At 72.9% G+C, this 24,216-nt stretch carries 25 protein-coding genes and 2 riboswitches; of the genes, 11 read left to right on the top strand and 14 right to left on the bottom strand.

Annotated features, from left to right (window positions below):
* Both AC5RWQ_RS25975 and AC5RWQ_RS25980 read left to right on the top strand, forming a co-directional pair.
* Positions 1-1,230 carry a globin domain-containing protein gene (locus AC5RWQ_RS25975; RefSeq protein WP_494285263.1) on the top strand — a complete coding sequence of 410 codons (1,230 nt, stop codon included), beginning with the start codon at positions 1-3 and terminating at the stop codon, positions 1,228-1,230.
* On the top strand, positions 1,227-1,871 hold the full coding sequence (locus AC5RWQ_RS25980; RefSeq protein ID WP_494285264.1) for a hypothetical protein: 645 nt from the start codon (positions 1,227-1,229) through the stop codon (positions 1,869-1,871). The genes AC5RWQ_RS25975 and AC5RWQ_RS25980 overlap by 4 nt, the downstream gene beginning before the upstream one ends.
* Here AC5RWQ_RS25980 and AC5RWQ_RS25985 read toward each other — a convergent pair.
* The gene (locus tag AC5RWQ_RS25985; RefSeq protein ID WP_494285265.1) at positions 1,868-2,524 is read right to left on the bottom strand and encodes an NAD(P)H-binding protein; all 657 of its coding nucleotides are present in this window, start codon (positions 2,522-2,524) and stop codon (positions 1,868-1,870) included. The two genes, AC5RWQ_RS25980 and AC5RWQ_RS25985, sit on opposite strands and share 4 nt — an antisense overlap.
* Before the next feature lie 115 nt (positions 2,525-2,639).
* Here AC5RWQ_RS25985 and AC5RWQ_RS25990 point away from each other — a divergent pair, with 115 nt between their 5' ends.
* Complete coding sequence (locus AC5RWQ_RS25990; RefSeq protein WP_494285266.1) at positions 2,640-3,527, top strand: NAD-dependent protein deacetylase; 888 nt, start codon at positions 2,640-2,642, stop codon at positions 3,525-3,527.
* Between the two features lie 54 nt (positions 3,528-3,581).
* A riboswitch (glycine riboswitch) is annotated at positions 3,582-3,680 on the top strand.
* A 72-nt stretch (positions 3,681-3,752) separates the two neighbouring features.
* Positions 3,753-6,575 (top strand): aminomethyl-transferring glycine dehydrogenase, encoded by a 2,823-nt coding sequence (gene gcvP / locus AC5RWQ_RS25995; protein ID WP_494285267.1) that lies wholly within the window; start codon positions 3,753-3,755, stop codon positions 6,573-6,575.
* Between the two features lie 121 nt (positions 6,576-6,696).
* Here the strand turns inward: gcvP and AC5RWQ_RS26000 are convergent, their stop codons facing one another.
* A complete protein-coding gene (locus tag AC5RWQ_RS26000; RefSeq protein WP_200214490.1) occupies positions 6,697-6,897 on the bottom strand; it encodes a DUF5999 family protein in 201 nt (66 codons plus the stop codon).
* A gap of 123 nt (positions 6,898-7,020) precedes the next feature.
* On the opposite strand from AC5RWQ_RS26000, the gene AC5RWQ_RS26005 reads away from it, so the two are divergent.
* Genes AC5RWQ_RS26005 through def form a run of 3 tightly spaced genes read left to right on the top strand, consistent with a single transcriptional unit; the run spans position 7,021 to position 9,578 of the window.
* Positions 7,021-8,253 (top strand): chorismate-binding protein, encoded by a 1,233-nt coding sequence (locus AC5RWQ_RS26005; protein WP_494285268.1) that lies wholly within the window; start codon positions 7,021-7,023, stop codon positions 8,251-8,253.
* Positions 8,254-8,262: 9 nt separating this feature from the next.
* Entirely contained in the window at positions 8,263-9,018 is a 756-nt protein-coding gene (locus AC5RWQ_RS26010) for a TetR/AcrR family transcriptional regulator (RefSeq protein ID WP_494285269.1), read from the top strand.
* Between the two features lie 50 nt (positions 9,019-9,068).
* Complete coding sequence (def, locus tag AC5RWQ_RS26015) at positions 9,069-9,578, top strand: peptide deformylase (RefSeq protein WP_494285270.1); 510 nt, start codon at positions 9,069-9,071, stop codon at positions 9,576-9,578.
* Positions 9,579-9,642: 64 nt separating this feature from the next.
* On the opposite strand, the gene AC5RWQ_RS26020 is transcribed toward def, so the two are convergent.
* The 3 genes from AC5RWQ_RS26020 to AC5RWQ_RS26030 all read right to left on the bottom strand — a co-directional run bounded on the left by AC5RWQ_RS26020 (position 9,643) and on the right by AC5RWQ_RS26030 (position 12,509).
* Positions 9,643-11,223: a VWA domain-containing protein gene (locus tag AC5RWQ_RS26020; RefSeq protein WP_494285271.1), complete on the bottom strand. Its 1,581-nt coding sequence runs from the start codon at positions 11,221-11,223 to the stop codon at positions 9,643-9,645.
* 94 nt (positions 11,224-11,317) lie between these two features.
* On the bottom strand, positions 11,318-12,148 hold the full coding sequence (locus tag AC5RWQ_RS26025; protein WP_494285272.1) for a GNAT family N-acetyltransferase: 831 nt from the start codon (positions 12,146-12,148) through the stop codon (positions 11,318-11,320).
* A gap of 4 nt (positions 12,149-12,152) precedes the next feature.
* On the bottom strand, positions 12,153-12,509 hold the full coding sequence (locus AC5RWQ_RS26030) for a winged helix-turn-helix transcriptional regulator (protein ID WP_494285273.1): 357 nt from the start codon (positions 12,507-12,509) through the stop codon (positions 12,153-12,155).
* Between the two features lie 98 nt (positions 12,510-12,607).
* Between AC5RWQ_RS26030 and AC5RWQ_RS26035 the strand changes: the two genes are divergently transcribed.
* Positions 12,608-13,222 carry a malonic semialdehyde reductase gene (locus AC5RWQ_RS26035; RefSeq protein ID WP_494285274.1) on the top strand — a complete coding sequence of 205 codons (615 nt, stop codon included), beginning with the start codon at positions 12,608-12,610 and terminating at the stop codon, positions 13,220-13,222.
* Positions 13,223-13,255: 33 nt separating this feature from the next.
* Here the strand turns inward: AC5RWQ_RS26035 and AC5RWQ_RS26040 are convergent, their stop codons facing one another.
* The gene (locus AC5RWQ_RS26040) at positions 13,256-14,029 is read right to left on the bottom strand and encodes a sulfite exporter TauE/SafE family protein (RefSeq protein WP_494285275.1); all 774 of its coding nucleotides are present in this window, start codon (positions 14,027-14,029) and stop codon (positions 13,256-13,258) included.
* Positions 14,030-14,224: 195 nt separating this feature from the next.
* On the opposite strand from AC5RWQ_RS26040, the gene AC5RWQ_RS26045 reads away from it, so the two are divergent.
* Positions 14,225-15,004 (top strand): endonuclease/exonuclease/phosphatase family protein, encoded by a 780-nt coding sequence (locus AC5RWQ_RS26045; RefSeq protein ID WP_494285276.1) that lies wholly within the window; start codon positions 14,225-14,227, stop codon positions 15,002-15,004.
* A gap of 43 nt (positions 15,005-15,047) precedes the next feature.
* Here AC5RWQ_RS26045 and AC5RWQ_RS26050 read toward each other — a convergent pair whose 3' ends face one another.
* Entirely contained in the window at positions 15,048-15,938 is an 891-nt protein-coding gene (locus AC5RWQ_RS26050) for a bifunctional 5,10-methylenetetrahydrofolate dehydrogenase/5,10-methenyltetrahydrofolate cyclohydrolase (RefSeq protein WP_334491333.1), read from the bottom strand.
* 13 nt (positions 15,939-15,951) lie between these two features.
* A riboswitch (ZMP/ZTP riboswitch) is annotated at positions 15,952-16,033 on the bottom strand.
* Positions 16,034-16,303: 270 nt separating this feature from the next.
* On the opposite strand from AC5RWQ_RS26050, the gene AC5RWQ_RS26055 reads away from it, so the two are divergent.
* On the top strand, positions 16,304-16,912 hold the full coding sequence (locus tag AC5RWQ_RS26055; protein WP_494285277.1) for a dihydrofolate reductase family protein: 609 nt from the start codon (positions 16,304-16,306) through the stop codon (positions 16,910-16,912).
* A gap of 106 nt (positions 16,913-17,018) precedes the next feature.
* On the opposite strand, the gene AC5RWQ_RS26060 is transcribed toward AC5RWQ_RS26055, so the two are convergent.
* Positions 17,019-18,023: a tyrosine-type recombinase/integrase gene (locus tag AC5RWQ_RS26060; protein WP_494285278.1), complete on the bottom strand. Its 1,005-nt coding sequence runs from the start codon at positions 18,021-18,023 to the stop codon at positions 17,019-17,021.
* On the opposite strand from AC5RWQ_RS26060, the gene AC5RWQ_RS26065 reads away from it, so the two are divergent.
* On the top strand, positions 18,018-18,515 hold the full coding sequence (locus AC5RWQ_RS26065) for a hypothetical protein (protein WP_494285279.1): 498 nt from the start codon (positions 18,018-18,020) through the stop codon (positions 18,513-18,515). The genes AC5RWQ_RS26060 and AC5RWQ_RS26065 overlap by 6 nt on opposite strands.
* An 11-nt stretch (positions 18,516-18,526) precedes the next feature.
* On the opposite strand, the gene AC5RWQ_RS26070 is transcribed toward AC5RWQ_RS26065, so the two are convergent.
* The 6 genes from AC5RWQ_RS26070 to AC5RWQ_RS26095 form a co-directional block, all read right to left on the bottom strand.
* Positions 18,527-20,920, bottom strand: a complete 2,394-nt coding sequence (locus AC5RWQ_RS26070; protein WP_494285280.1) for an ATP-binding cassette domain-containing protein — start codon at positions 20,918-20,920, stop codon at positions 18,527-18,529.
* 109 nt (positions 20,921-21,029) lie between these two features.
* Positions 21,030-21,443 carry a VOC family protein gene (locus tag AC5RWQ_RS26075; RefSeq protein ID WP_494285281.1) on the bottom strand — a complete coding sequence of 138 codons (414 nt, stop codon included), beginning with the start codon at positions 21,441-21,443 and terminating at the stop codon, positions 21,030-21,032.
* A 5-nt stretch (positions 21,444-21,448) separates the two neighbouring features.
* Positions 21,449-21,898 (bottom strand): helix-turn-helix transcriptional regulator, encoded by a 450-nt coding sequence (locus AC5RWQ_RS26080; protein WP_334491327.1) that lies wholly within the window; start codon positions 21,896-21,898, stop codon positions 21,449-21,451.
* Positions 21,895-22,632: a maleylpyruvate isomerase family mycothiol-dependent enzyme gene (locus tag AC5RWQ_RS26085; protein WP_494285282.1), complete on the bottom strand. Its 738-nt coding sequence runs from the start codon at positions 22,630-22,632 to the stop codon at positions 21,895-21,897. The genes AC5RWQ_RS26080 and AC5RWQ_RS26085 overlap by 4 nt, the downstream gene beginning before the upstream one ends.
* Positions 22,633-22,726: 94 nt before the next feature.
* On the bottom strand, positions 22,727-23,560 hold the full coding sequence (locus tag AC5RWQ_RS26090; RefSeq protein WP_494285283.1) for an ArsR/SmtB family transcription factor: 834 nt from the start codon (positions 23,558-23,560) through the stop codon (positions 22,727-22,729).
* Between the two features lie 53 nt (positions 23,561-23,613).
* On the bottom strand, positions 23,614-24,186 hold the full coding sequence (locus AC5RWQ_RS26095) for a GNAT family N-acetyltransferase (RefSeq protein ID WP_494285284.1): 573 nt from the start codon (positions 24,184-24,186) through the stop codon (positions 23,614-23,616).
* Positions 24,187-24,216: the final 30 nt, after the last annotated feature.

Below are 24,216 nucleotides of genomic sequence, written 5' to 3' on the forward strand. Positions count from 1 at the left end.
ATGGACAACGCGGCGCTGCGCCAGAGTTGGAGCCAGTTCTCCGCCGCCGGCCCGGAGGCGGCCAAGTACTTCTACGCCACGCTGTTCATGGTGGCGCCAGAGGCGCGGTCGATGTTCCCGACGAACATGCAGTACCAGGAGGACAAGCTCCTCGCGGCGCTCGGGCACATCATCACCAATCTGGACGATGCGAGCGCGTTGACGGCGTTCACCCAGCGGCTGGGCGCCGACCACCGCCGGTTCCACGGCGAGGATCAGCGCGGCAATCCGGTGATGTTGGGGGAGCGGCACTACATCTGGGTGGGGCAGGCGCTGCTGACCACTTTGGAGCGGTTCCTCGGGCCGCGCTGGACGCCGGCGTTGAGGGCGGAGTGGGCGGCGGCGTACGAGGCGGTGGCGAAGCTGATGCTGTCCGGTGCGGCGGAGGCGGAGCGCAGCTCGCCGCCGTACTGGGAGGCGGAGGTGCTGGGCGCGGAGCGGCGACGCTCGGACGTGGCCGTGTTCACGGTGCGCCCGAACTACCTGTGCAACTACCTGCCGGGGCAGTCGTTGCCGGTGCAGGTGCCGCAGCTGCGGACGTGGCGGTACCTGTCGCCGGCGAACGCGCCGCGGGCGGACGGGACGATCGAGTTCCACGTGCGGGCCACCGGCCGGTTCTCCACCCATCTGGTGCGCAAGCTGCGCGCCGGTGACCGGCTGCTGCTGGGCCATCCGACGGGTACGGCGCTGTCGTCGTACGACCGGTCTCCGCACCTGCCGCTGCTGCTGATCGCCGGGGGTACCGGTCTGGCGCCGCTGCGGGCGGTCATCGAGGCGTTGCAGCAGGGTTCGGGGCGGCGCACCACCCTGGTGGTGGGCGGTCGTACCCCGGACGACCTGTACGACGACACCGCGTTGGCGCAGCTCGCGTCGATGCCACCGGCGGCGGCCTGGCAGAACGGCGGCGCGGGCTGGCTGCGGTACGTGCCGACGGTGGAGACGGGTTGGGGTTGGCAGGGCGCGATCGGCAAGGCCGCTGACACGGCGGTGCGGCTGGGCCCGTGGGGGGACACCGAGGTGCTGGTGTGCGGTAGCCCGGAGATGATCCGGGAGACCATCACGGTCCTGGGTCGCTCGGGTGTGCAGCCCGAGCAGATCCTGACGGAGAGCTACGATCACTCCCTCTACCCGCCCCTCGCCGAGGCCGGCGCCGCTGCCCCGCGCGACTTCAGCTGGACAGGTGCCCGATGAGCATCGACCACACCGACCGCGTCTCCATGTCTCCGCTGGCCGACCAGGGGGAGGTGGGACGGCAGCTTTCCCTGTTGGAGGCCCGACGGTTCCGGGGCAGTCACTGGTTGTCCGCCGAAGAGGTGGCCGACGTGATCCGCTCGGCCGACGACCGGATCTCGTTGCTGCTCAACGAGTTGGAGCGGCAGAAGCGGGAGAACCAGGGGCTGCTCAGCCAGGTGGAGATGCTGCGGCACGGCACGCTGCCCAGCAGCGCGCCGCAGGGCCCGGATCCGATGGCCGTGGAGCTGGCGATGCGGGCCCAGGACGAGGCGAACCGGACCATCGGTGAGGCCAGCGCGGAGGGCGCGGAGATCATCGCCGACGCGCGCCGGCAGGCCGATGAGATCCTCTCCGAGGCGCACCGGCGCGCCGGCGACCTGGGCGCTCCCGGGCAGGCCGCCGGCGCGTCGCACGATCTGCAGCGCAACCTGCAGCAGTTGGAGGAGCGGCACGCCGCGGCGCTCGCGGCGGTCGCGGCGGCGCAGCAGCAGTTGAGCCGCTGGCAGGCGTACCTGACGGCGCAGTCGGACCAGCTGCGGGCGGACGCCGCCGCGGCGGGTGGGGCCAGCGCGCAGCTGCGGGCGGTCCTGGGCGGCTAGCCGGCGACGGCGGCGACCGCGTCGGCGATCGGGGTTTCGCCGCCGACGAGTTCCAGGACCTGGCTTCGGCTGGCCGGGTGGTAGAGCAGCGCGACGACGACCCGGGCGACGTCGGTGCGGGTGACCGTGCCGGGGGTGGCCCGCTGGGCGAGCGTGATCCGGCCGGTGGGCGGATCGTCGGTGAGCCGGCCGGGTCGCAGCACCGTCGCGTCCAGGTCCCGGGCGCGGATGTCGTCCTCGGCGGCCTTCTTGGCGCGCAGGTACGCCGCCCACACCTCGTCGGTGCCCGGGGCTGGCGCGTCGTCCACTCCCATGGAGGAGATCAGCAGGTAGCGGCGTACCCCGGCGGCCTGGGCGGCGTCGGCGAGCAGCACGGCGGCGGCCCGGTCGACGGTGTCCTTGCGGGCGGCGCCGCTGCCCGGGCCGGCCCCGGCGGCGAAGACGACCGCGTCGGCGCCGGTGAGGTGCCCGGCGACCTCGTCGACGCCGGCGTGCTCCAGATCGGTCAGCACCGGGTGGGCGCCGAGGGCGTGCAGCGCGGCGGTGTGCGCGGGGTTGCGGATCAGGCCGACGGCGGTGTCGCCGCGGCCGGCGAGTTCCCGTTCCAGCAGTTGGGCGATCTTGCCGTGTCCTCCGGCGATGACGACGCGCATACCTGCCAACCTAGCCCGCCGGGCCGCGGTGGGTGCTCGGTCGCGGTGGGCCGGCGCGACGATCGTCACGGCGCAGCGGTCGCCGCCGGTGGGGTCGCTGAGGCAGCATGGACGGGTGACGGAGACGATCGACGCGCTGGCCGGCCTGGTGGCCGGCGGTGGTGTCGTGGTGCTGAGCGGGGCGGGGCTGTCCACCGAGTCGGGCATCCCCGACTACCGGGGGCCCAGCGGCGCGGCCCGCCGGCACAGCCCGATGACCTACCAGACGTTCACCCGCGACCCGCTCGCCCGGCGGCGCTACTGGGCGCGCAGCCACCTGGGGTGGCGGATGATCGCCCGGGCGGCGCCCAATGACGGGCACCGGGCGGTGGCCCGGTTGCAGTCCGCCGGCCTGGTCGACGGGGTGATCACCCAGAACGTCGACGGGCTGCACACCGCGGCGGGCAGCCCGGGGGTGGTGGAGCTGCACGGCCGCCTCGACGAGGTGGTCTGCCTGGACTGCGGCAACCGCACCTCGCGGGAGGAGCTGGACCGGCGGCTGCGCGAGGCCAACCCGGGCTTCGACGCGGCGGCCGGGGCGGTGAACCCCGACGGTGACGTGGAGCTCGACGACGATCAGGTGGCCGGGTTCCGCATCGTCGACTGCACGTTCTGCGGCGTCGGCATGCTGAAGCCGGACGTGGTGTTCTTCGGCGAGACGGTGCCCGCGGCGCGGGTGTCGCGCTGCTTCGCCATGGTCGGCGGGGCGCGGCTGCTGCTGGTGCTCGGGTCGTCGTTGACGGTGATGTCGGGCCGCCGGTTCGTGCTGCGCGCCGCGAAACTGGACATCCCGGTCGTCATCGCCAACCAGGGGCCGACCCGTGGTGACCTGTACGCCGCGTTGACCCTCGACGCGCCGCTGGGGCGGCTGCTGCCGGCCCTGGCCGACCGGGTCCGCGCCGGTGCCGCGCCGGCGGCGGGTGAGGGCGCGGTGCCGGCGGGAGCGGCCCCCGTCGCCCTGTGACGGGGTACGACATCTGCCGGAAACGGTGACGCTGGTAGCGTTGACGGTGCCGGTACCACCCACGCGGGAGAGACCGCCCAGCAGTATCCGGGCGGCGCCGAAGGGGCAGCTTCCTCCCCGGAACCTCTCAGGCAAAAGGACCACGTGGGCAGGCACTGTGGAGCGCTTGCGCGTGACTCAGGGGGAGGCCGACTTGTCGACCTCGCCCCTGTAGGAGCGCCGCTCATGACCGCAGAGCAGTTCGCCGACCGTCACATCGGCCCCGACCCGGCCGACGAGCGCCGGATGCTGGAGGCCGTCGGCTACGGCTCGATCGACGAGCTGATGGACGCGGCGATCCCCGAGGTGATCCGCTGGCACGGCACCCTGGACCTGCCCGCCCCGGCCAGCGAGCAGGAGGCGATCGCCGAGCTGCGCGCGTTGGCCGCCCGCAACACCGTCGCCGTGTCGATGATCGGGTTGGGCTACCACGGCACGCACACCCCGGCGGTGATCCGCCGCAACGTGCTGGAGGACCCGGCCTGGTACACGGCGTACACGCCGTACCAGCCGGAGATCAGCCAGGGCCGGTTGGAGGCGCTGCTGAACTTTCAGACCATGGTCACCGACCTGACCGGGCTGGCCACGGCGAACGCCTCGATGCTCGACGAGGGCACCGCCGCGGCCGAGGCGATGACGCTGGCCCGCCGCGCGTCGAAGAGCAAGAGCCCGGTGTACGTCGTCGACGCCGACGCCCTGCCGCAGACCATCGCCGTGATCACCAGCCGGGCCGAGCCGCTCGGCATCGACGTGCGGGTGCTCGACCTGGACGCCGACGAGCTGCCGGGTGAGTTCTTCGGCCTGCACCTGCAGTACCCGGGCGCGTCCGGGGCGGTACGTGACCACGGGCCGCTGATGCAGGCCGCGCACGCCGCCGGGGCGCTGGTCACCGTCGCCGCGGACCTGCTGGCGTTGACCCTGCTGCGCGCCCCCGGTGAGATCGGCGCGGACATCGCCGCCGGCACCACCCAGCGCTTCGGCGTACCCATGGGCTTCGGTGGGCCGCACGCCGGCTACCTGGCGGTGCGCGCCGGCCTGGAGCGGATGCTGCCCGGCCGTCTCGTGGGGGTGTCCCGCGACGCCGACGGCAACCCCGCCTACCGGCTGGCGTTGCAGACCCGCGAGCAGCACATCCGCCGGGAGAAGGCGACCAGCAACATCTGCACCGCGCAGGTCCTGCTGGCGGTGATGGCCGGCATGTACGCCGTCTACCACGGCCCGGACGGGCTGCGGGAGATCGCCCGGCGTACCCACGATCACGCGGCGCGGCTCGCGGCCGGGCTGCGCGCCGGCGGCGTCGAGGTCGCCGACGTGGCGTTCTTCGACACGGTGACGGTGACCGTGCCCGGCCGGGCCGCCGAGGTGGTCGCGGCCGCCGCGGAGCGGCGGGTGAACCTGCGCCTGGTCGACGCCGACCGGGTGGGGGTCTCCTGCGACGAGACCACCACCGGGGCGCACCTGGACGCGGTGTGGGCGGCGTTCGGGGTGGACCCGGTGGCCGGCGAGGTGGACGCGGCGCTGCCGCGGGAGCTTCGTCGCACGTCGGACTTCCTCACCCACCCGGTGTTCCGCACGCACCACTCGGAGACGGCGATGCTGCGCTACCTGCGCCGGCTGTCGGACTTCGACTACGCGCTGGACCGGGGCATGATCCCGCTCGGGTCGTGCACGATGAAGCTCAACGCCACCACCGAGATGGAGCCGGTGAGCTGGCCGGAGTTCGCGCACATCCACCCGTTCGCGCCCGACGCGCAGACCGCCGGGTACCGGGAGATGATCGCCCAGCTGGAAAGGTGGCTGGCGGAGGTGACCGGCTACGACGCGGTCAGCGTGCAGCCCAACGCCGGTTCGCAGGGCGAGCTGGCGGGGCTGCTGGCCATCCGGGCGTACCACCGGGACCGGGGCGAGGGGCACCGGGACGTGTGCCTGATCCCGTCGTCGGCGCACGGCACCAACGCGGCGTCCGCGGTGATGGCCGGCATGCGGGTGGTCGTGGTCGGCTGCGACGCCGACGGCAACGTCGACCTGGTCGACCTCGACGCGAAGATCGAAAAGCACCGCGACGCCCTCGCGGCGATCATGGTGACCTACCCGTCGACCCACGGGGTGTACGAGACGGGCATCGCGCAGCTCTGCGCGAAGGTCCACGACGCCGGCGGGCAGGTGTACGTCGACGGGGCGAACCTCAACGCGTTGGTCGGCTTCGCCAAGCCGGGGAAGTTCGGCGCGGACGTGTCGCACCTGAACCTGCACAAGACGTTCTGCATCCCGCACGGCGGCGGCGGCCCGGGTGTCGGTCCGGTGGCGGTGCGCGCGCACCTGGCGCCGTTCCTGCCGGGTGACCCGCTCGGCACGCACGCCGACGCGCAGCCGGCGATCTCCGCGGCGAAGTACGGCTCGGCGGGGATCCTGCCGATTCCGTGGGCGTACCTGCGGATGATGGGCGCCGAGGGGCTGTCCCGGGCGACCGGGGTGGCGGTGCTGGCGGCGAACTACGTGGCGGTGCGGCTGCGCGGGCACTTCCCGGTGCTGTACGCCGGCAACAAGGGCCTGGTGGCGCACGAGTGCATCCTGGACCTGCGGCCGCTGAGCAAGGCCACCGGGGCGAGCGTCGACGACGTGGCGAAGCGGCTGATCGACTACGGCTTCCACGCCCCGACGATGTCGTTCCCGGTGGCGGGGACGCTGATGGTGGAGCCGACCGAGAGCGAGGACCTGGCCGAGCTGGACCGCTTCTGCGATGCCATGATCGCCATCCGGGCGGAGATCGACACGGTGGGCGCCGGAGAATGGCCGGCGGGGGACAACCCCCTGGCCAACGCGCCGCACACCGCGGCGATGGTCAGCGGCGACTCGTGGCCGCACCCGTATCCGCGGTCGGTGGGGGCGTACCCGGGGTCGGTGGACCGGATGGCGAAGTACTGGCCGCCGGTGCGGCGCATCGACGGCGCGTACGGCGACCGGAACCTGGTCTGCTCGTGCCCGGCGCCGGAGGCGTTCGAGGACTGACCCGTCGCGGGGCCGGGGCGGCCGTCGTGCCGCCCCGGTGGGTCCACCTGGGGAGGGCTTGCCCCGGTTGGGGGACTAGCCTGGTGCGGGGTGACCAGCTCCTGTTACGGAACGTGATCGTTCAGGCGACGAGGGCGTGCCGGGCGGGGCCGCGGTGCGGGGCGATGGTGCTGCCGTCGGGGAGCAGCTCCCCGGTGTCCTCGAAGACGATGACACCGTTACAGAGCAGGCTCCAGCCCTGTTCACGGAAGCAGGCGATGACGCGGGCGGCTTCCCGGTCGGTCGCCTCGGCGGAGGGGCAGGTGGGTTGGTGCAGGCACATCGGGTTCTCCGGACTGTGGGGGCACTGTGTCATGGTTCACATGACCAGTGACGCACAGTACCAAGCGGAAGCGCGCCGAATCGAGCAGGCATCCGTCTTGTTCACCGGAAATCCGCTGAACGGATGAGGAAGAATGGTCCAGACGGCGTGGAAACGCTCCCACAACCGCTGATCGACGTACCGGCGGTGCCGGCGTCCTGCCGCAGCGTGCTCGTCGAACGGGAACGGTTCGAGTGGCGGGTCACCGACGGTGGCGATCCGGCCGCGCTCGCCCAGGAGTTCCTCACCTCGCACGGGCTCGGCGTCGCCGACCTCGCCCGGCCCGGCCGGCACGACCCGTACGGCGTCTGCGGGGCCGCCCTGCACGTCTCCGCCGCCGCCGGGGCCACCATGGTCGGCGCCCGGCCCGGCGCCCCCACCCCGGCACCGGCGCTGCCCGACCTCGCCGTGGTCGTTTTCGGCCACGGCCCCGCGGCGCCCCGCCCGGCGCCGCCCGCCGTCGACACCGGGACGTGGTGGCTGGGCCACTGGCGGGAGAGCTGGACCGCCGGGCAGCACGCCGACGCGGTCCAGGCCGTCCGTGCCGCCATCGGCCGCGGCGACGTCTACCAGGTCAACGTGGTCGGGCACGCCGCCGCCCGCTACCACGGCGACCCCCGCCCGGCGCTGGCCCGGCTCGCGGCGCTGCCCGGGGCCCGCTACGGCGGCACCCTGCACGGCCAGGGCTGGGCCATCGGCTGCGCCTCTCCGGAGACCCTGGTCGAGGTCACCGGCGGCCGGGTGGTCACCCGGCCGATCAAGGGCACCCGCCCGGCCACCGCCGCCGGCCGCCGGGAGCTGCTCGACTCGGCCAAGGAACGCGCCGAGCACGTCATGATCGTCGACCTGGAGCGCAACGACCTGGCCCGGGTGGCCCGGACCGGGTCGGTCCGGGTCGACGAGCTGTTCGCCGTACGCCGCTGGTGCGACCTGTGGCAGGCCGAGTCGACCGTGTCGGCGGCTGTCGCCGACGGCCTGGGCCTGGCCGACCTGCTGCGCGCGGTCTGCCCCGGCGGGTCGGTCACCGGTGCGCCGAAGCTCGCCGCCCTGGACCGGATCGCCGCCCTGGAACCCGTCGGCCGGGGCGCCAGCATGGGCGGGCTCGGCTGGGTCGGCGCCGAGGGCATCGACCTCGGGCTGACCATCCGCACCGCCGCCGCGGACGCCGACCGGCTGCACGTCTGGGCCGGCGGCGGCATCACCTGGGACAGCGACCCGGCCGCCGAGGTCGCCGAGGCCGCGGCGAAGGCCGCCCCGGTGCGCGCCCTGCTCGCCACCGCACACCACAGCCGTACGCCATACGCCACCGGTCCGTAGGGTGGCGGCATGACCGTCGAGTACAGCGGCACCGGGGACCCCGCGCGAAGCCTCGCCCTGCTCTGGCGCACCAGCGAGAAGGCCAGCCGCCGGGGCGGCGACCTGAGCGTGGACCGGATCGTGCGGGCCGCGATCGAGGTGGCCGACACCGAGGGGCTGGCCGCGCTGTCCATGCGCCGCGTCGCCGAGCGGCTCGGCGTGGGCACCATGTCGCTCTACACGCACGTGCCGGGCAAGGGTGAGCTGCTCGACGTCATGCTCGACACCGTCTACGGCGAGACGGCCCGCCCGCGGGAGGTCCCGGGCGGCTGGCGGGCCCGCCTGGAGCAGATCGCCCGGGAGAACTGGGCGCTCTACCTGCGGCATCCCTGGCTGCTGCAGGTGGCCACCACCCGCCCGCCGCTGGGCCCCAACGTCACCGCCAAGTACGACTACGAGCTGCGCGCCGTCGAGGGGATCGGCCTGACCGACCTGGAGATGGACGCGGTCGTCACCCTCGTCGACGGCTACGTCCACGGCGCGGTGCGCGGCGCGGTGGAGGCCGCCCAGGCCGCCCAGCGCACCGGGATGACCGACGAGCAGTGGTGGCGGGCGCACGCCCCCTACCTGGAGCAGGCGATGGACCCGCGACGGTTCCCCACCGCAGCCCGGGTCGGCGCCGCCGCCGGGCAGGAGTACCAGGGGCCCTCGGACCCCGCGCGGGCCTTCGAGTTCGGGCTGGCCCGCATCCTCGACGGGGTCGCCGTGCTGATCGCCGACCGGTGACCGCCGGGGTGGGGCCGCCGCCGCCGTAACGCCCGGATAGCCTTCTGCGCATGACCGTACGCCCGATCCGGATCATCGGTGACCCCGTGCTGCGCACCGCCTGCGAGCCGGTGACCAGCTTCGACGCCGAGTTGCAGGACCTCGTCGACGACCTGATGGACACGCTGCTCGGCGCGCCCGGGCGCGCCGGAGTGGCCGCCCCGCAGATCGGCGTGGGCGCGCAGGTCTTCGTCTACGACGCCGACGGGCACCGTGGGCACATGGTCAACCCGAGCATCGAGTTGTCCGAGGAGTCGCAGGACGACGACGAGGGCTGCCTGTCGATCCCCGGGCTGTACTTCCCGACCTCCCGCGCGATGCACGCCACGGTGCGCGGCTTCGACCGGCACGGGGAGCCGTTGACCATCTCCGGCAGCGGGTTCCTGGCCCGGGCCCTGCAGCACGAGACCGATCACCTCGCCGGCCGGCTCTACGTCGACACCCTGCGGGGGGAGGTGCGGCGTCGGGCCCTGCGCGAGGTGCGCGCCGGCCGCTTCGACTCGCCCAGTCGCCGCCGCTGATCCACCCGGGTACGCGCGACGGGGGTGACCGGCGTGCCGGCCACCCCCGTCACTCATCGTCGGGTCACTTCGGCGGCGGCGCCACCAGGCAGGTCGCCGTGGACTTGTTGCCGTAGTCGTCCACGGCGGTGATCAGGGCGTCACCGCGCAGGGTGACCTTGTAGTCGATGTCCCCGGTGCCGTCCTTGACCTTGGACTGGGCGCCCGGCGCCTGCACCAGCTTGATCTTGGTGCCGGCGGGGAACGGGCCGAACGTCACCGTCGGGTCGGCGGCGTCGGCGATGAAGACCTGCACCGCCGTGTCGACGATGTCGGTCGCGGTGAGCTGGTAGAACCCGTCCGGGTTGTACGAGCCGGGGGTGTTGTCCCCGCTCGGGTTGTTCGTCGGCACGCACTGGGTGACCGGCGCGGTGGTGTCGACCACCCGCATCACCGCGGTGTCGCTGCCGGTGTTGCCGGCCGCGTCGGTGGCCGAGCAGGTGACCGTGGTGGCCCCCAGCGGGAACGTGCCGCCCGACGGCGGCGCGCAGGTCGGGGTGAGCGGGCCGTCGACGTTGTCGGTGGCCGTGGCCGGGTAGTTGATCACCGCTCCGGCGGGGCTGGTCGCCTCGACGGTCCTGTCGTCGACGACCACCACCGGCGGGGTGACGTCGTTGACGGTGACGGCGATCTGCTCCACGAACGCCGGCCCGCCGGACAGGCCGTTGAGCAGGAAGTCGACGGTGCAGTGCAGGGTTGCTCCCTGCGTCGCGTCGCCGGCGACCGTGATGGTCTCGGCGAACGGCACGTCGGTGCCGCTCTGCTGGGTGCGCGAGGCGGCGTCGAAGGTGACGGTCAGCCCCGGGTCGCAGGAGGTCACGGTCGGGGTGACGGTGACGTCGAGATCCCGCAGGCCGCTGAGGATGGCCGCGGTGACCGTGTCCGGGGCGCTGTCGACCAGTTGGCCGCCGGTCGCGTCGGTGACCGCGGTGGCCTGACCGGTGACGTCGAGGCCGGGACCGCTGCCCGGGCCGGTGACGCTGACTGCCAGCACCTTGGCCTCGTCGGCCTGCAGGGCCGCCGTGGCCTGGGCGAGGGTGTGCCCGGCGCTCGGGTCATGGCTGGGCGCGTCGCCGATCAGGACCACCAGACGGCTGCTGCCGGAGCGGTAGGCGATCGCGCCGTCGGAGACCTGGAACAGCGCGTTCACCCACGCCTCCGGCTCGTCCCCGCCGCCGCCGGCGGCGAGGCCGTTGACCGCGGTCTGCAGGGCGGTGGCGTCGCCGGTGAGGTTCTGCCGTACCCGGAACAGCTCCGCGCCGTCGCCCTCGTCCCGGTAGGAGGCCACCGCGAACTGCGCGCCCGGCTGCACCCCCCGGACGTTGCTGATCACCTGCTGGAGGTTGGCCTGCACGTCGACGATCGGGTTGTTCATGCTGCCGGTGGTGTCGACCAGCAGCACGATGTCGGGCTTGGGCGGGATCGGCGGGGTGTGCACGACCTTGCTGATCGGGATGGCCGTACCCGGATTCGCGCTGCGGTCCACGATGGCCGGGTCGACGCCCGGGGCGGCGACGGCCGGGGCGGCCGCCACGATGACCAGCGCCGTCGTGGCGGCGGCGATGACCGCCCACCGACTCCGGCGCTGTCCTGCGCTGATTGCCATACGTACTCCTTCGGCTCCGCCGCGTAATGACGCGGCCTCTGCCGGGAGACGCTAGGGGGCCGCAGGCCCGCGGCCGGTCCGACACCGGCCCAGGTCAGGGTCGGGTTGTTGACCCGGCGGGGCGGCTGGACATGGCAGACTTCCGCGCGCGATCGAAAGCGGTCAACGGGTGTTCGCCGAAGTCGGCCACCCGGGTGAAGCCGAGCCGTTCGTAGAGGCGCACGGCGGCGGTGTTGTCGGCCTTGACGTTGAGCGTGACGTGGTCGACGTGCGGGCGCAGCCGGGCGCAGAGCGCGGCGACCGCGGCGGCGGCGTGGCCCCGGCCGCGTACCCGGGGGTGGGTGGTGACGTTGCCCAGCGCGGCGACCCGGTACGCGGGCGAGTACACGTGCACCCCGGCCACTGCCACCAGGTCGCCGCCGTGCCGGATCCCGACGTACTGGCCGGTGTCGAGCATCCGCGGGTCGAACCAGTTGCCCGGGTAGGCGGCGGCGTAGAGGGCGCGCAGGGTCGGGAGGTCGGCACGGTCGAGCACGTCGCCGGCCGGGGTGACGGTGGCCAGGCGGGCCGGGTCGGTCAGAGCCATCCGGTGGTGCGCGCCGCCACCTGGCTCGACGGCAAACCAGCGGCCCAGCACCTGCAGCAGGCCGGGGGTGAGGTGGGCGTACACCCGGGTCGGCAGCATCGGGGCCAGATCCGCCAACAGGGCGGCCATCTCCGGCAGGTCGTCCGGGGCGGCGAAGGCGAGCAGCACCGGCGGCGTCACCCCGTGGTAGAGCAGCGCGACCTGGTCGCCGCGGCGGAACCACGAGGTGTACGGCCAGAAGAAGTCGTCCAGATCGCCCAGCTGGTAGGCGTGCAGCACCGGGTCGCGGCGCAGCAGGGCGGCCAGGGCGTCCCGGTCGTGTTCGGCGCGGACCGGCATCGGGTCAGCAGCCCCCGGCCGGCTCGGCGGGCAGGTTCTCGTCGGCCCAGCGGGCCAGCGCGTCGAGGGCGGGCAGCAGCGCGGCCCCGCGTTCGGTTAGCCGGTAGCTGACCCCCAGCGGCGGGCCCTCCCGCACGGTGCGGCTGACCAGGCCGACCCGGGCCAGCTCGCCCAGCCGGTCGGACAGCACCGACTCGCTGATCCCGGGCAGCGCCCGGGTGAGTTCGGCGAAACCGGCCGGACCGTGCGACAGGGTGCCGAGGATCACCCCGTTCCACCGCTTACCGAGGAACGCGAAGGCCCGGGCCACGCCCCCGGCACAGGCGCGGGGACCGCCGTCGGCCGGGGGGCAGGCTGTCATGTGCCCAGCATACGTGGTCCTACCATCGCGTTAGGCACTTCTAAAAAGCTAGCTGCTACCGTTGCAGCAGCACCTTTCCCGCGAGTCGGAGGAAACCGATGACCGACGTTCTGCCCGAACACCTGATCACCCTGAGCCCCGAAGCCCAGGCCCAGCTGTTCACCGAAGCGCGCACCGCGAACACCTTCACCGACCAGCCGGTCGACGACGCCCAGCTGCGCGCCATCTTCGACCTGGTCAAGTACCCGCCGACCGCGATGAACATCCAGCCCCTGCGGGTGCTGTTCGTCCGCCCCGGCGAGGGCCGCGACCGGCTGCTCACCCACGTCGCCGAGGGCAACCGGGCCAAGACCGCCACCGCCCCGGTGGTCGCCGTGCTCGCCGCCGACACCGACTTCCACGAGCACCTGGACACCGTGTTCCCGATCCGCCCCGGCATGCGCGACCACTTCGCCGGCGACCCGGCCGGCCGCGAGCAGATGGCCCGGTTCAACGCCGGCCTGCAGGTCGGCTACTTCCTGCTCGGCGTGCGCGCCGCCGGCCTGGCCGCCGGCCCGATGGGCGGCTTCGACGCCGCCGGCGTAGACAAGGAATTCCTCGCCGACACCGGCTGGAAGTCCCTGCTGCTGGTCAACATCGGCCACCCCGGCCCGGACGCCTGGTTCCCCCGGCTGCCGCGCCTCGGCTACGACGACGTGGTCCGGCACGCCTGACCCGCCCACGGCTGGCCGGCCGGGCGATCCCGCTCAGCCGGCCAGCCACTGGTCGTAACCCAGCTTCGCCACCAGCGCCAGCACCACCACCAGCAGCACCACCCGCACGAAACCCGCACCCCGGCGCAACGCCATCCGCGCCCCCAGCACCGCCCCGGCGATGTTGCACACCGCCATCGCCGCGCCCAGCAGCCACCACACGTGCCCGGTCGCCGCGAACACCACCAGCGCGCCCAGGTTCGTCCCGGCGTTGACCAACTTCGCCATCGCCGAACCGTGCACGAAATCCGCCCCCACCAGGGCGGTGAACGCCACCACCAGGAACGTGCCCGTACCCGGCCCGATCAGCCCGTCGTACAGGGCGATGGCCACCCCGGCCACCGCCACCGCCGCGGTCACCCGCAGCCGGGTACGCCGCTGCGGCACCGCCACCACCCCCAGCCGGGGTCGCAACACCACGAACAGCGCCACCGACACCAGCACCAGCAGCACCACCGGCCGGTACGCCCCCGCCGGCACCGCACCCGCCAACGCCGCGCCCACCCCCGCGCAGAGCACCGCCAGACCCGCCGACGGCCCCGCCACCGCCCAGTCGACCTTCGTCCGGCGCGCATACGTCACCGCCGCCGTGGAGGTGCCCGCGATCGCCGCCAGCTTGTTGGTGCCCAGGGCAGTAGCCACCGGCACCCCCGGCGCCGCCACCAGCAGCGCCGGCAACAGCAGCAACCCACCCCCACCGACCACCGCATCGACCCAGCCCGCCATGGCGGCCGCGGCGAGCAGGGTGGTCAGCGACAGGGGATCCACGGGCGGCCATTCTTCCCACCCACCCCGACACACCGCCGCACCCTGTGGCCGACCTCACCGCCGGCCACCGGCCTCAACGCCCCCGACGCCGGCGCAGCCACAACCCCACCGAGGCGACCGCGACGAACAGCAGCACCGAACAGAGCAACGCCTTGACCATCGGGCAACTGTGCCACGGGGACGTAGGGTGCAGGAGTGCGCCTGGCGACCTTCAACCTGCTGCACGGCCGCTCCCTCACCGACGGCCTGGTCGACCCCGACCGGCTCACCACCGCCGTGCGCGCCCTCGACGCCGACGTACTGGCCCTGCAGGAGGTCGACCGCGACCAGTCACGCAGCGGCAACCTCGACCTCACCGCCATCGCCGCCCGCGCCCTCGACGCCCCCGAGCACCGCTTCGCCGCCGCCGTGGTCGGCACCCCCGGCGAGCAGTTCCGCCCGCTGCGCCACGACGACGACGGGCACGGCGAACCCTGCTACGGCATCGGCCTGGTCAGCCGCCACCCGGTGCGCTCCTGGCAGGTCACCCGGCTGCGCCCCGCACCGGTGCGATCCCCGATCTACGTGCCCGGCACCGGCGGCGGGGTGGTCCTGCTGCGCGACGAACCCCGCGTCGTCCTCGCCGCCGTACTGGACACCCCACACGGCCCACTGACCGTCGCCGCCACCCACCTGTCCTTCGTCCCCGGCTGGAACATCCTCCAGCTACGCCGCGTCGTCCGCGCACTGCGCGCCCTGCCCGCCCCGCGGATCCTGCTCGGCGACCTCAACCTGCCCGCCGGCCCCGCCCGGCTGCTGTCCGGCTGGCGGCCACTGGGCCGGCGCCCCACCTACCCGGCCGCGGCGCCCCGGGTGCAGCTCGACCACGTCCTGGCCGACCGGCAGGGGCTGGACCGGCTGCCGCCGGTCACCGCCGTGAACACCCCTCGCTCGACGATCTCCGACCACCGGCCCCTCGTCGTCGACCTCGGCTGACCCGCCCCCCGCGGCGGAACCGGCCGGCCCGTCCGCTCGGCGCTCAGCCCCGCCCGGCCGCCCCCTGCGCCGCCCGCAGCGCGTTGCGGAACAGCATCGCCACCGTCGTCGGGCCCACCCCGCCGACCCGCGGCGTGATCGCCCCCGCCACCTCCGCACACGACTCGTCCACGTCGGGCAGCAACCGCCGCCCCTCGTAGCGCACCCCACCGCCGACGACCACCGCGCCCGGCCGCACATGCTCCGGCCGGACGATGCCCGGCACCCCGGCCGCCGCCACCAGGATCTCCGCCCGCCGCGTGTAGCGCGGCCAGTCCGCCACCCCGGTGTGTACCACCGTCACCGCCGCATTCGCCGTCGGCCGCTTCTGCGCCAGCAACATCGCCAGCGGCCGACCCAACGTGGCACCCCGACCCAGGATCACCACCTCCCGACCGGACACCGGCACCCCGTGGTACGCCAACAGCGCCTCGATCCCCGCCGGCGTGCACGGCAGCGGCCCCGGAAGCCCCAGCGCCAACCGGCCCATGTTCACCGGGTGCATCCCGTCCACGTCCTTGTCCGGGTCGAGGACCTGCAACGCCCGGTCGTAGTCCAGATGCCCCGGGATCGGATACTGCAGCAGCACCCCGTGCACCCGAGCGTCGGCGTTGAAGTCCTCCAGCACCCGGTGCAGGTCCGCCTGCGTCGCCGACGCCGGCAGGTGCACGTGCGGCGACTCGAACCCCAGCTCCGCGGCCTGCCGCTGCTTGATCCGGATGTAGCCGGCACTCGCGTCGTCGTCACCGACCAGCACCGTCGCCAACGCCGGGGTCACCCCGGCCGCCCGCAACGCCGACACACCCTCGGCCACCTCGGTCAGGATCTTCTCCGCCACCGGCTTACCCGGCAGCAGCCGGGCCGTGGTCGTCGTCGCGGAAGGGGAAACAGACATGACTCACCTCGTCCGCGGAGGCCCAGGCGGTCGACCCCCGCGACGAGCTCCCCGATGGTTGACCCATCCCCGTGCCGCCAGTCGCGTCCGACCTCAGCCTGCCACATCCCGACGGCGGATCGCATCCGCCACCTCCCACCACCGGGGCAGCCACCCGAGCACCGCGTCCGCCCGCCGCCGATCCGCCGCGCCGACCGCCCCCGCGTCGGCCAGCGCCGCCACGAACGCCGGTCGCGCCCGGCAGCCTCCGTACCGGTCGAGGCCGGCACCGGATCCTCGCCCGCGCGATGTCGATCCCGGGCGGTGGCGTTCGTGTAGCTGGAGAGAGGCCGGCGAAGGGCTGGCCGCTACGCGAGGAGACCGTCATGGGCAAGGTCGTCGTGGTGCAGAACGTATCGCTCGACGGGGTGATGCAGGCGCCGGGTGGGGCGGACGAAGACGTACGGGGAGGATTCGCGCACGGCGGCTGGGCTCGTCCGTATGCCGACCATGTCATGGCCGAGACGATGGGCAGAAGTATGAGTCAGGACGGCGCGATGCTCTTCGGCCGCCGCACCTACGAACAGTTCCACAGCTTCTGGTCCACGCAGACCGACGGCAACCCGTACACCGAGGTCCTCAACCGCAAGCCCAAGTACGTCGCCTCGCGAACGCTGAGCGAACCACTGCCCTGGCAGAACTCGTCGCTGCTGCACGGCGGCGCGGCCGAGGCCGTGGCCGCGCTCAAGCGCGACGTCGAGGGCACCCTGGTCGTGCTCGGCAGCGGCGAGTTGGTGCGGTCGCTGGCCAGGGCCGGCCTGGTCGACGTCTACCTGCTGTCGATCCACCCACTCACACTGGGCGCGGGGACCAAGCTGTTCGCCGACGGCGAGGACGGCTACGCCACGATGGAGTTGGCCGACTGCGTGCCGACGACAACCGGTGTGATCATCGCGACGTACCGGCCGACCGTCCGAGGCAATCACGTGGCATGAGGCATCCACCAGCCTTACGGCGACCCCGCCGGCCGAGGTCCCGCCCACGGTCACCTGACGGTCGGGCCCTCCAACGCGGGCCCGACACCAGGGAGCTCGGCGTACCTCAGGAGTCCTGAGCGGACGGCAGCAACCCGGCCAGCGCCCGGTTCGTCCGGTTGGACCGCACCGCCGCCCGCTGCTGACCCGCCGTCACCTCGATGTACGTCTGCGACGACGCCAACGACGCGTGCCCCAGCAGCCGCATGATCTCCGCCGCGCTCGCCCCGTCCTCGGCCAACCGGGTCGCGAAGGTGTGCCGCAGCGCGTGCAGCCGCGCCCCCCGTGGCACCCGGTCGGTGATCCCGGCCCGCCGGTAGCAGGAGTCCACCAGGTACTGCAGCCCGCCCCGGCGCAGCGGCTCACCCCGCCGGTCCACCAGCAGCGCCGAGTCCGGCCGTACGCTGCGCGACCCGAAGCGGCGACCCCGACTGGCGAGGTAGGCGACCAGCACCCGGTCCAGCTCCGGCTCAATCGGCACCACCCGCGGCCGGCCGCCCTTGCCCGCCACGCCCACCCGGCGCTCACCGGTTCGCCCGGACAACGACGACACCCGCAACGCCAGCAGCTCCGACAGGCGCAGCCCCGCGCAGAGCGCCAGGGCCAGCACCGCCAGGTCCCGCTCCGGCCACGGGTCCCGCTGCCGCTCGTCCTCCCGGGCCACCGAGGCGAGCAACTCCTCCGGGGTGTCCTCGCCGCGCAGCGGCTTGGGCTGGGGGAGCGGGGCGCGCGGACGCCCGACCGCCGGCATCGGATTACCCGCCACCACGCCCTCGGCGACCAGGAACGTGAAGAAGCTGTTCCAGGCCGACCAGGCGCGGTGCACCGACGACGCCGCGCGGGGAGCGGCGTACCGGGCGAACGCCGCCCGCATCACCCGGGGGGAGAGCTCCGAGATCATCAGCTCATCGAGGGGGAGGGGAGTGGCGGTGCCCGCACCCACCAGCGCGGCGACGCCGCAGAGATCCCGTCGGTACGCCTCCAGGGTGTGGGGGGAGGGCTTGCGGGTGGCCCGCGCGGTCAGGAACTCCTCGATCAGCCGTCCTACCGATTCGTCCTGTTTGTCATGCATAAGGCATATTATGCATCTTTCTCAGGTTCCGGGCTACCCGCAGAGGAGGGGAGCGGGAGCGGCCAGCGCCCGTCCGATGGGACCCTGCTGCGCCCCGTCGCGAACTCGCTCACCGCGTTCTCCTCCACCACGTTGGTGTGGCTGGGGCTGGCGGCGGTGACGGTGAGCGGCGTGCCGGGCGCGGTGGTGCTGGTCGCCACGCTGCACCGCCTGCAGACGGCCGCGCCGGACGCGGTGCGTGGCCGGGTGGCCGCCACGTTCTACGCCAGCGACGCCACGGCGGCGGTCTGCGGCGCGCTGGTCGGCCCGGCGCTCGTCGGTGCGTTCGGTCTGGGCGCGGCCCTGCCTGCGGTGAGCGCGTCGGTGCTGCTGGTCGCCGTGCTGGCGCTGCTCGTGCTGCCGGCACGGGACGCACCCGTGCCCCTCCCGGAGGAGGCCCCCACCCGATCAGCTTTACATAATGTGCATTATCGAATCCGGACTAGCAGGTGAGCGACCCGCGGTCAGGCGCCGACGTAGGCCGCGAGGTGCTCGCCGGTGAGGGTGGCGCGGGCGGCGACGAGGTCCGCGGGTGTGCCCTCGAAGACGATCCGGCCGCCGTCGTGGCCGGCGCCGGGACCGAGGTCGATGATCCAGTCGGCGTGGGCCATGACCGCCTGGTGGTGCTCGATGACGATGACCGACTTGCCGGAGTCGACGAGCCGGTCGAGCAGGCCGAGCAGCTGCTCGACATCGGCGAGGTGCAGGCCGGTGGTCGGCTCGTCGAGGACGTAGACGTCGCCCTTCTCGGTCATCCGGGCGGCCAGCTTGAGCCGCTGCCGCTCGCCGCCGGACAGCGTGGTGAGCGGCTGGCCGAGGCTGAGGTAGCCGAGCCCGACGTCGGCGAGCCGGTCGAGGATCTTGTGGGCGGCCGGCGTGCGTGCCGCGCCGTTGTCGAAGAACTCCTCGGCCTCGGTCACCGACATCGCGAGCACGTCGGCGATGTTCCGGCCGCCGAGCGTGTACTCCAGCACCGACGCCTGGAACCGCTTTCCCTCGCACTCCTCGCAGGTGGACTCGACGGTGGCCATCACGCCCAGCTCGGTGTAGATGACGCCGGCGCCGTTGCAGGTGGGGCAGGCGCCCTCCGAGTTGGAGCTGAACAGCGCCGGCTTCACGCCGTTGGCCTTCGCGAATGCCTTGCGGATCGGGTCTAGCAGTCCGGTGTACGTCGCGGGGTTGCTGCGGCGCGAACCCCGGATCGCGCCCTGGTCGATGATCACCACGCCGTCGCGACCTTCGACGGAGCCCTGGACAAGCGAGCTCTTCCCGGAGCCGGCGACGCCGGTGAGAACGCAAAGCATCCCGAGCGGGATGTCGACGTCCACGTCCTGGAGGTTGTGCGTCGACGCGCCGCGGATCTCCATCGCGCCGGTCGACGACCGCACCGATTCCTTGAGCTTCGCCCGGTAGTCGAAATGGCGGCCGGTCGTGGTGTCGCTCCCCCGCAACTCCTCCACTGTGCCCTCGAAGCAGACGGTGCCTCCGGCGGTGCCGGCGCCGGGGCCGAGGTCGACGACGTGGTCGGCGATCGCGATGGTCTCGGGCTTGTGCTCCACGACGAGCACGGTGTTGCCCTTGTCCCGCAGTTGCAGCAGCAGGTTGTTCATCCGCTCGATGTCATGGGGGTGCAGGCCGATCGTGGGCTCGTCGAAGACGTAGGTGACGTCGGTGAGCGACGAGCCGAGGTGGCGGATCATCTTGGTGCGCTGTGCCTCTCCCCCGGACAGGGTGCCCGCCGGACGGTCCAGTGAGAGGTAGCCCAACCCGATCTCGGCGAACGAGTCGAGCGAGTGCTGCAGCCCGGCGAGCAGCGGGGCGACCGAGGGTTCGTCGAGGCCCCGGACCCAGTCGGCCAGGTCGCTGATCTGCATCGAGCAGACGTCGGCGATGTTCCTGCCGTTGATCTTCGACGAGCGGGCCTCCTTGCTGAGGCGGGTGCCGTCGCACTCGGGGCAGGTGGTGAAGGTGATGGCCCGCTCCACGAAGGCGCGGATGTGCGGCTGCATCGCGTCGACGTCCTTGGCGAGCATCGACTTCTGGATCTTGGGGATCAGGCCCTCGTAGGTGAGGTTGATGCCCTCGACCTTGATTTTGGTCGGCTCGCGGTAGAGAAGGTCGTGCAGCTCCTTCTTGGTGAACTTCTTGATCGGCTTGTCCATGTCGAAGAAGCCGGAGCCACTGAAGATGCGGCCGTACCAGCCGTCCATGCTGTAGCCGGGGATCGTCAGCGCACCCTCGCTGAGCGACTTTGCGTCGTCGTACAGCGCAGTCAGGTCGAAGTCGGTGACCGACCCCATGCCCTCGCAGCGGGAGCACATGCCGCCGAGACGGTTGAAGGTCGCCTTCTCGGTCTTCGTCTTGCCCTCACCGCGGTCGACCGTGATCGCCCCGCTCGCCCGTACGGAGGGGACGTTGAAGGCGAAGGCGCTGGGCGGGCCGATGTACGGCTGCCCGAGCCGGCTGAACAGGATGCGGAGCATCGCGTTGGCGTCGGTGGCGGTGCCGACGGTGGAGCGTGGGTTCGAGCCCATCCGCTCCTGGTCGACGATGATCGCGGTCGTCAGCCCTTGGAGCACGTCGACCTCGGGCCGCGACAGCGTCGGCATGAAGCCCTGCACGAAGGCGCTGTAGGTCTCGTTGATGAGCCGCTGCGACTCGGCGGCGATCGTGTCGAACACCAGCGAGCTCTTACCGGAGCCGGAGACGCCGGTGAACACCGTCAGCCGGCGCTTCGGGATCTCGACGTCGACGTCCTTGAGGTTGTTGACGCGGGCGCCCTGCACGCGGATCAGATCGTGGCTGTCGGCCGCGTGCGGCGCGGGCGGCGGGGTGTCCGTCCTGTTGGCCGTGCTCATCGTGTCTCCATCTGTCACGCGGGGCCGCCTTCGCGGTCGTCGCCGGCGCCGTGCGCGGGCTTGTTCACGACGCCGGCTGTGCAGGTCGTGACGGTGGTCACCGGACGGCTCAGCGCAGTTCCTGGATACGGATCAGGTTGCCGGCGGGGTCGCGGAAGGCGCAGTCGCGGATGCCGTACGGCTGCTCGGTCGGCTCCTGGACGACCTCGGCGTCGCCGGCTGCCTGCAGCTTGTCGAAGGTGCCGTCGAGGTCGCGGGTGGCCAGCAGGATCCAGCCGTAGGTGCCCTTGGCCATCATCTCGGCGATGGTGCGGCGCTCGTCGTCGGTGACGCCGGGGTCGACGGCCGGCGGCGCCAGGAGGATGGACGTGTCGGGCTGGCCGGCGGGGCCGACGGTGATCCAGCGCATCTTGCCGTGTCCGACGTCGTTGCGGACCTCGAAGCCGAGGGTGTCGCGGTAGAAGGCCAGGGAGGCGTCCGGGTCGGTGTGCGGGAGGAAACTGGTGTGGATGGTGATGTCCATGGCAGTCACGCTAGTTGCGGCTCGGTGACCCGTGCTTCTTGATTCCTGATCGGTCTGGTCACCTGTTTCGCCACACACGGCGGCATTTCCGCCGCGCCGCCCGCCGTGCGCCGGTAGGCGCTGGGCGGCATGCCGACCAGTTCGGTGAAGCGGGTGCTGAAGGTGCCCAGGGACGAGCAGCCGACCGCGAAACAGACTTCGGTGACGCTGAGGTCGCCACGACGCAGCAGTGCCATCGCGCGCTCGATGCGCCGGGTCATCAGATACGCGTACGGCGACTCGCCGTAGGCCAGCCGGAACTGGCGGCTGAGGTGCCCGGCCGACATGTTCGCGCCGCGGGCGAGCGCCTCGACGTCCAGCGGCTGCGCGTACTCCCGGTCGATCCGGTCGCGGACGCGGCGCAGCCGCGCGAGGTCGCTCAGGCGCTGGGCCGCGGCGGCGGGTGTGCTGGTCACCTGCGTGATCGTGCCACATCGCGCCGGGGTTGCCGATTGTCGCTGGCGTCTCGGCCCCTCTGCGCGTCGCGTGGCTCGGTGGCTGATCGGGCCCCGCTGCCCCGTCGCATCCTGGTGTCGCCGGGCAGGAGCGGGGCGGGTGTCAGGCGCGCGGTGCCGGATGGCGGCCGAGGAAGGCGATGAAGCGGTCGTTCGGGGTGGCCGTGGGCGGGACCTGCACGGGTTGGCCGAACCGCGGGGAGCGGGCGTCGTCGTCGATCAGTGACCGGGACAGGTCGAGGAGTGCGACGGCGAGTCCGGTCGGGATCTGGTGGTCCGCGCCGCGGGCGGGTGCTGATGTCCCAGCCGTGTGCGGCGAGTTCGATCGCGCCGGCGTGCGCGGCGGTGGTCGCCCATCGGGTCTGCTCCGCGGTCTGACTGCTCGGGTCGCGCTGGGCCGCGGAGGTCAGGGTGTCGCGCAGCCGGTGGATCCGGTCTCGCGCGGCGGCGACCGGGTCGACGCGCGGTCGCGGCGTGGTGGTGAGGTTCAGGTTGCCGGTGGTGACGAGTTCGGTGAGGGCGTCCGCGGTGCCGGCGAGGTGCAGCAGGAGCGTCCGCAGGTCCCAGCCGGGGCACGGTGTGGGGCGGTCGAGGTCGGCGTCGGTGAGGTCCGACAGGCTGTCGAGCGCGTAGCCGGCGGATTGTTCGCACAGTGTGACGGCGTCGGCGAGCGGGGTGGTGGTTGTTCCCGTCATGACCGTTCCTCCGGTGAGGGTGGGCTGGCCGTCGTGACCGAGCGGGTGCCGGCCACGACGGCTGCCGGGGTTGGTGAGGAGTTGGGCGATGGGGTCACCCTCGGGACGGGCTGCTGCTCCACTCGGTGACGCACGCCCGGGACATCTCCCACGGGTCGCTGGGCAGCACCTCGCCGGTTTCCAGCAGCGACTTGAGGTTCGCGAGCACGGCGGGCCACCCGTGCGAGATTCCGGCGTACATCCCCTGGTCGGTGAGGTTTTCGTGGGTGACGGTGAGGCGGACGATGTCGTGGTGCGGTTCGACGAGGAAGGTGACGACCGACGGTCCGGCCGGTGGTGTCTCGTCGGGGCCCTGGAAGGTGATGACCAGGCGCGTCGGGGGCTGGGTTTCGAGCACTCGTCCGACGATGTCGACGCCTGATCCGTCGAGGCGTCGGTGTTCCCAGGTCGAGCCGGGTTGCCAGTCGGAGACGTTGGCGTGTGCCCAGTAGCGGGCCGTCAGGTCGGCGTCGGTGAGGGCTTTCCACACCTGCTCGGCGCTGGCCCGGATGTAGGTGACGTAGACGTAGGTCGGGAGGGTCGTGGTTGCGGTGGTCATGGCGTACTCCTCTGCCTGGTTCTTGATGGCGCTGATCGCGTGCAGGCGGGGCTTGTCGAACCGGGAGATCCAGCGCTCCTCGATCTCGTTGATCGGTACCGGGTTGAGGTAGTGGAGTCGTTCCCGGCCGCGGCGTACGACGGTGACGAGGTTGGCCCGTACGAGGATGTCGAGATGCTGGGTCGCCGACTGGCGTGCCATCCCGAGGTGTTCGCAGAGTTCGCGCAGCGTCTGGCCGTTGTGCTCGCGGAGGCGGTCGAGCAGGAGCCGTCGGGTGGGGTCGGCCAGGGCCTTGAAGACCGGGTCCGTTCCTGTTGCATCGTGGCTCACCCGACGATTATGCAGGCGTTTACCTGCCTAAGTCAATGACGGGCACGTCCGCTTCACGCGTCCGTGCTCAGCCGGGCGTGCAGGTGCATGTCGTGCCAACCGTCGGCGTGCCGCCCGGCACCGCGCGCGGTGCCCTCGGCGGTGAAGCCGGCGTGCGCGGCAACCCGGCAGGACGCCGGGTTGGCGGTCGAGTGCCGCAGCTCCACCCGGTGCAGGCCCAGCTCGGTGAGGCACCAGTCGGCCAGCGCGCGCAGCGCCCGGGGGGCGACGCCGCGGCCGCGGGCGGCGGGCAGCACCCAGTACGACACCTCGGCGAGGCCCTCGTGCAGGTCGAGGTGGCGCAGGCTGATCTGCCCGAGGACGCCGGACGGGTCGGTGATGGCCCAGCCGGCGCCGGTTTCGGCCCGCCACCGCTGTGCCCAGGCGCTGATCCACGCGCGGGCCTCGGGCTCGTTCATCGCGCGGCAGTGCCAGCGTTGGATGGCCGGGTCGGCGTAGCCGGCGATTACGTCGGCTGCGTCGTCAAGCTGCCACGGACGTAGCCGCAGGCCGGCGGTGTCGATCTCGGTCTGGGGTCGGCGCGCCAGGGCGCCGGGCGCGACGGCGGCGGGTACGAGCAGCGGCATGCCGTGATTCTGCCGGTCCGCTCCCCGGTG

It is taken from the genome of Micromonospora sp. BS32, assembly GCF_059089345.1.

Bases quoted from the DNA above. Each gene is read 5' to 3' on its own strand.
- AC5RWQ_RS25975 (WP_494285263.1), top strand. From the start codon at position 1: ATGGACAACGCGGCGCTGCGCCAGAGTTGGAGCCAGTTCTCCGCCGCC.
- AC5RWQ_RS25980 (WP_494285264.1), top strand. From the start codon at position 1,227: ATGAGCATCGACCACACCGACCGCGTCTCCATGTCTCCGCTGGCCGAC.
- AC5RWQ_RS25985 (WP_494285265.1), bottom strand. From the start codon at position 2,524: ATGCGCGTCGTCATCGCCGGAGGACACGGCAAGATCGCCCAACTGCTG.
- gcvP (WP_494285267.1), top strand. From the start codon at position 3,753: ATGACCGCAGAGCAGTTCGCCGACCGTCACATCGGCCCCGACCCGGCC.
- AC5RWQ_RS26000 (WP_200214490.1), bottom strand. From the start codon at position 6,897: ATGTGCCTGCACCAACCCACCTGCCCCTCCGCCGAGGCGACCGACCGG.
- AC5RWQ_RS26005 (WP_494285268.1), top strand. From the start codon at position 7,021: ATGAGGAAGAATGGTCCAGACGGCGTGGAAACGCTCCCACAACCGCTG.
- AC5RWQ_RS26010 (WP_494285269.1), top strand. From the start codon at position 8,263: ATGACCGTCGAGTACAGCGGCACCGGGGACCCCGCGCGAAGCCTCGCC.
- def (WP_494285270.1), top strand. From the start codon at position 9,069: ATGACCGTACGCCCGATCCGGATCATCGGTGACCCCGTGCTGCGCACC.
- AC5RWQ_RS26020 (WP_494285271.1), bottom strand. From the start codon at position 11,223: ATGGCAATCAGCGCAGGACAGCGCCGGAGTCGGTGGGCGGTCATCGCC.
- AC5RWQ_RS26025 (WP_494285272.1), bottom strand. From the start codon at position 12,148: ATGCCGGTCCGCGCCGAACACGACCGGGACGCCCTGGCCGCCCTGCTG.
- AC5RWQ_RS26030 (WP_494285273.1), bottom strand. From the start codon at position 12,509: ATGACAGCCTGCCCCCCGGCCGACGGCGGTCCCCGCGCCTGTGCCGGG.
- AC5RWQ_RS26035 (WP_494285274.1), top strand. From the start codon at position 12,608: ATGACCGACGTTCTGCCCGAACACCTGATCACCCTGAGCCCCGAAGCC.
- AC5RWQ_RS26050 (WP_334491333.1), bottom strand. From the start codon at position 15,938: ATGTCTGTTTCCCCTTCCGCGACGACGACCACGGCCCGGCTGCTGCCG.
- AC5RWQ_RS26055 (WP_494285277.1), top strand. From the start codon at position 16,304: ATGGGCAAGGTCGTCGTGGTGCAGAACGTATCGCTCGACGGGGTGATG.
- AC5RWQ_RS26065 (WP_494285279.1), top strand. From the start codon at position 18,018: ATGCATAAGGCATATTATGCATCTTTCTCAGGTTCCGGGCTACCCGCA.
- AC5RWQ_RS26060 (WP_494285278.1), bottom strand. From the start codon at position 18,023: ATGCATGACAAACAGGACGAATCGGTAGGACGGCTGATCGAGGAGTTC.
- AC5RWQ_RS26070 (WP_494285280.1), bottom strand. From the start codon at position 20,920: ATGAGCACGGCCAACAGGACGGACACCCCGCCGCCCGCGCCGCACGCG.
- AC5RWQ_RS26075 (WP_494285281.1), bottom strand. From the start codon at position 21,443: ATGGACATCACCATCCACACCAGTTTCCTCCCGCACACCGACCCGGAC.
- AC5RWQ_RS26085 (WP_494285282.1), bottom strand. From the start codon at position 22,632: ATGACGGGAACAACCACCACCCCGCTCGCCGACGCCGTCACACTGTGC.
- AC5RWQ_RS26095 (WP_494285284.1), bottom strand. From the start codon at position 24,186: ATGCCGCTGCTCGTACCCGCCGCCGTCGCGCCCGGCGCCCTGGCGCGC.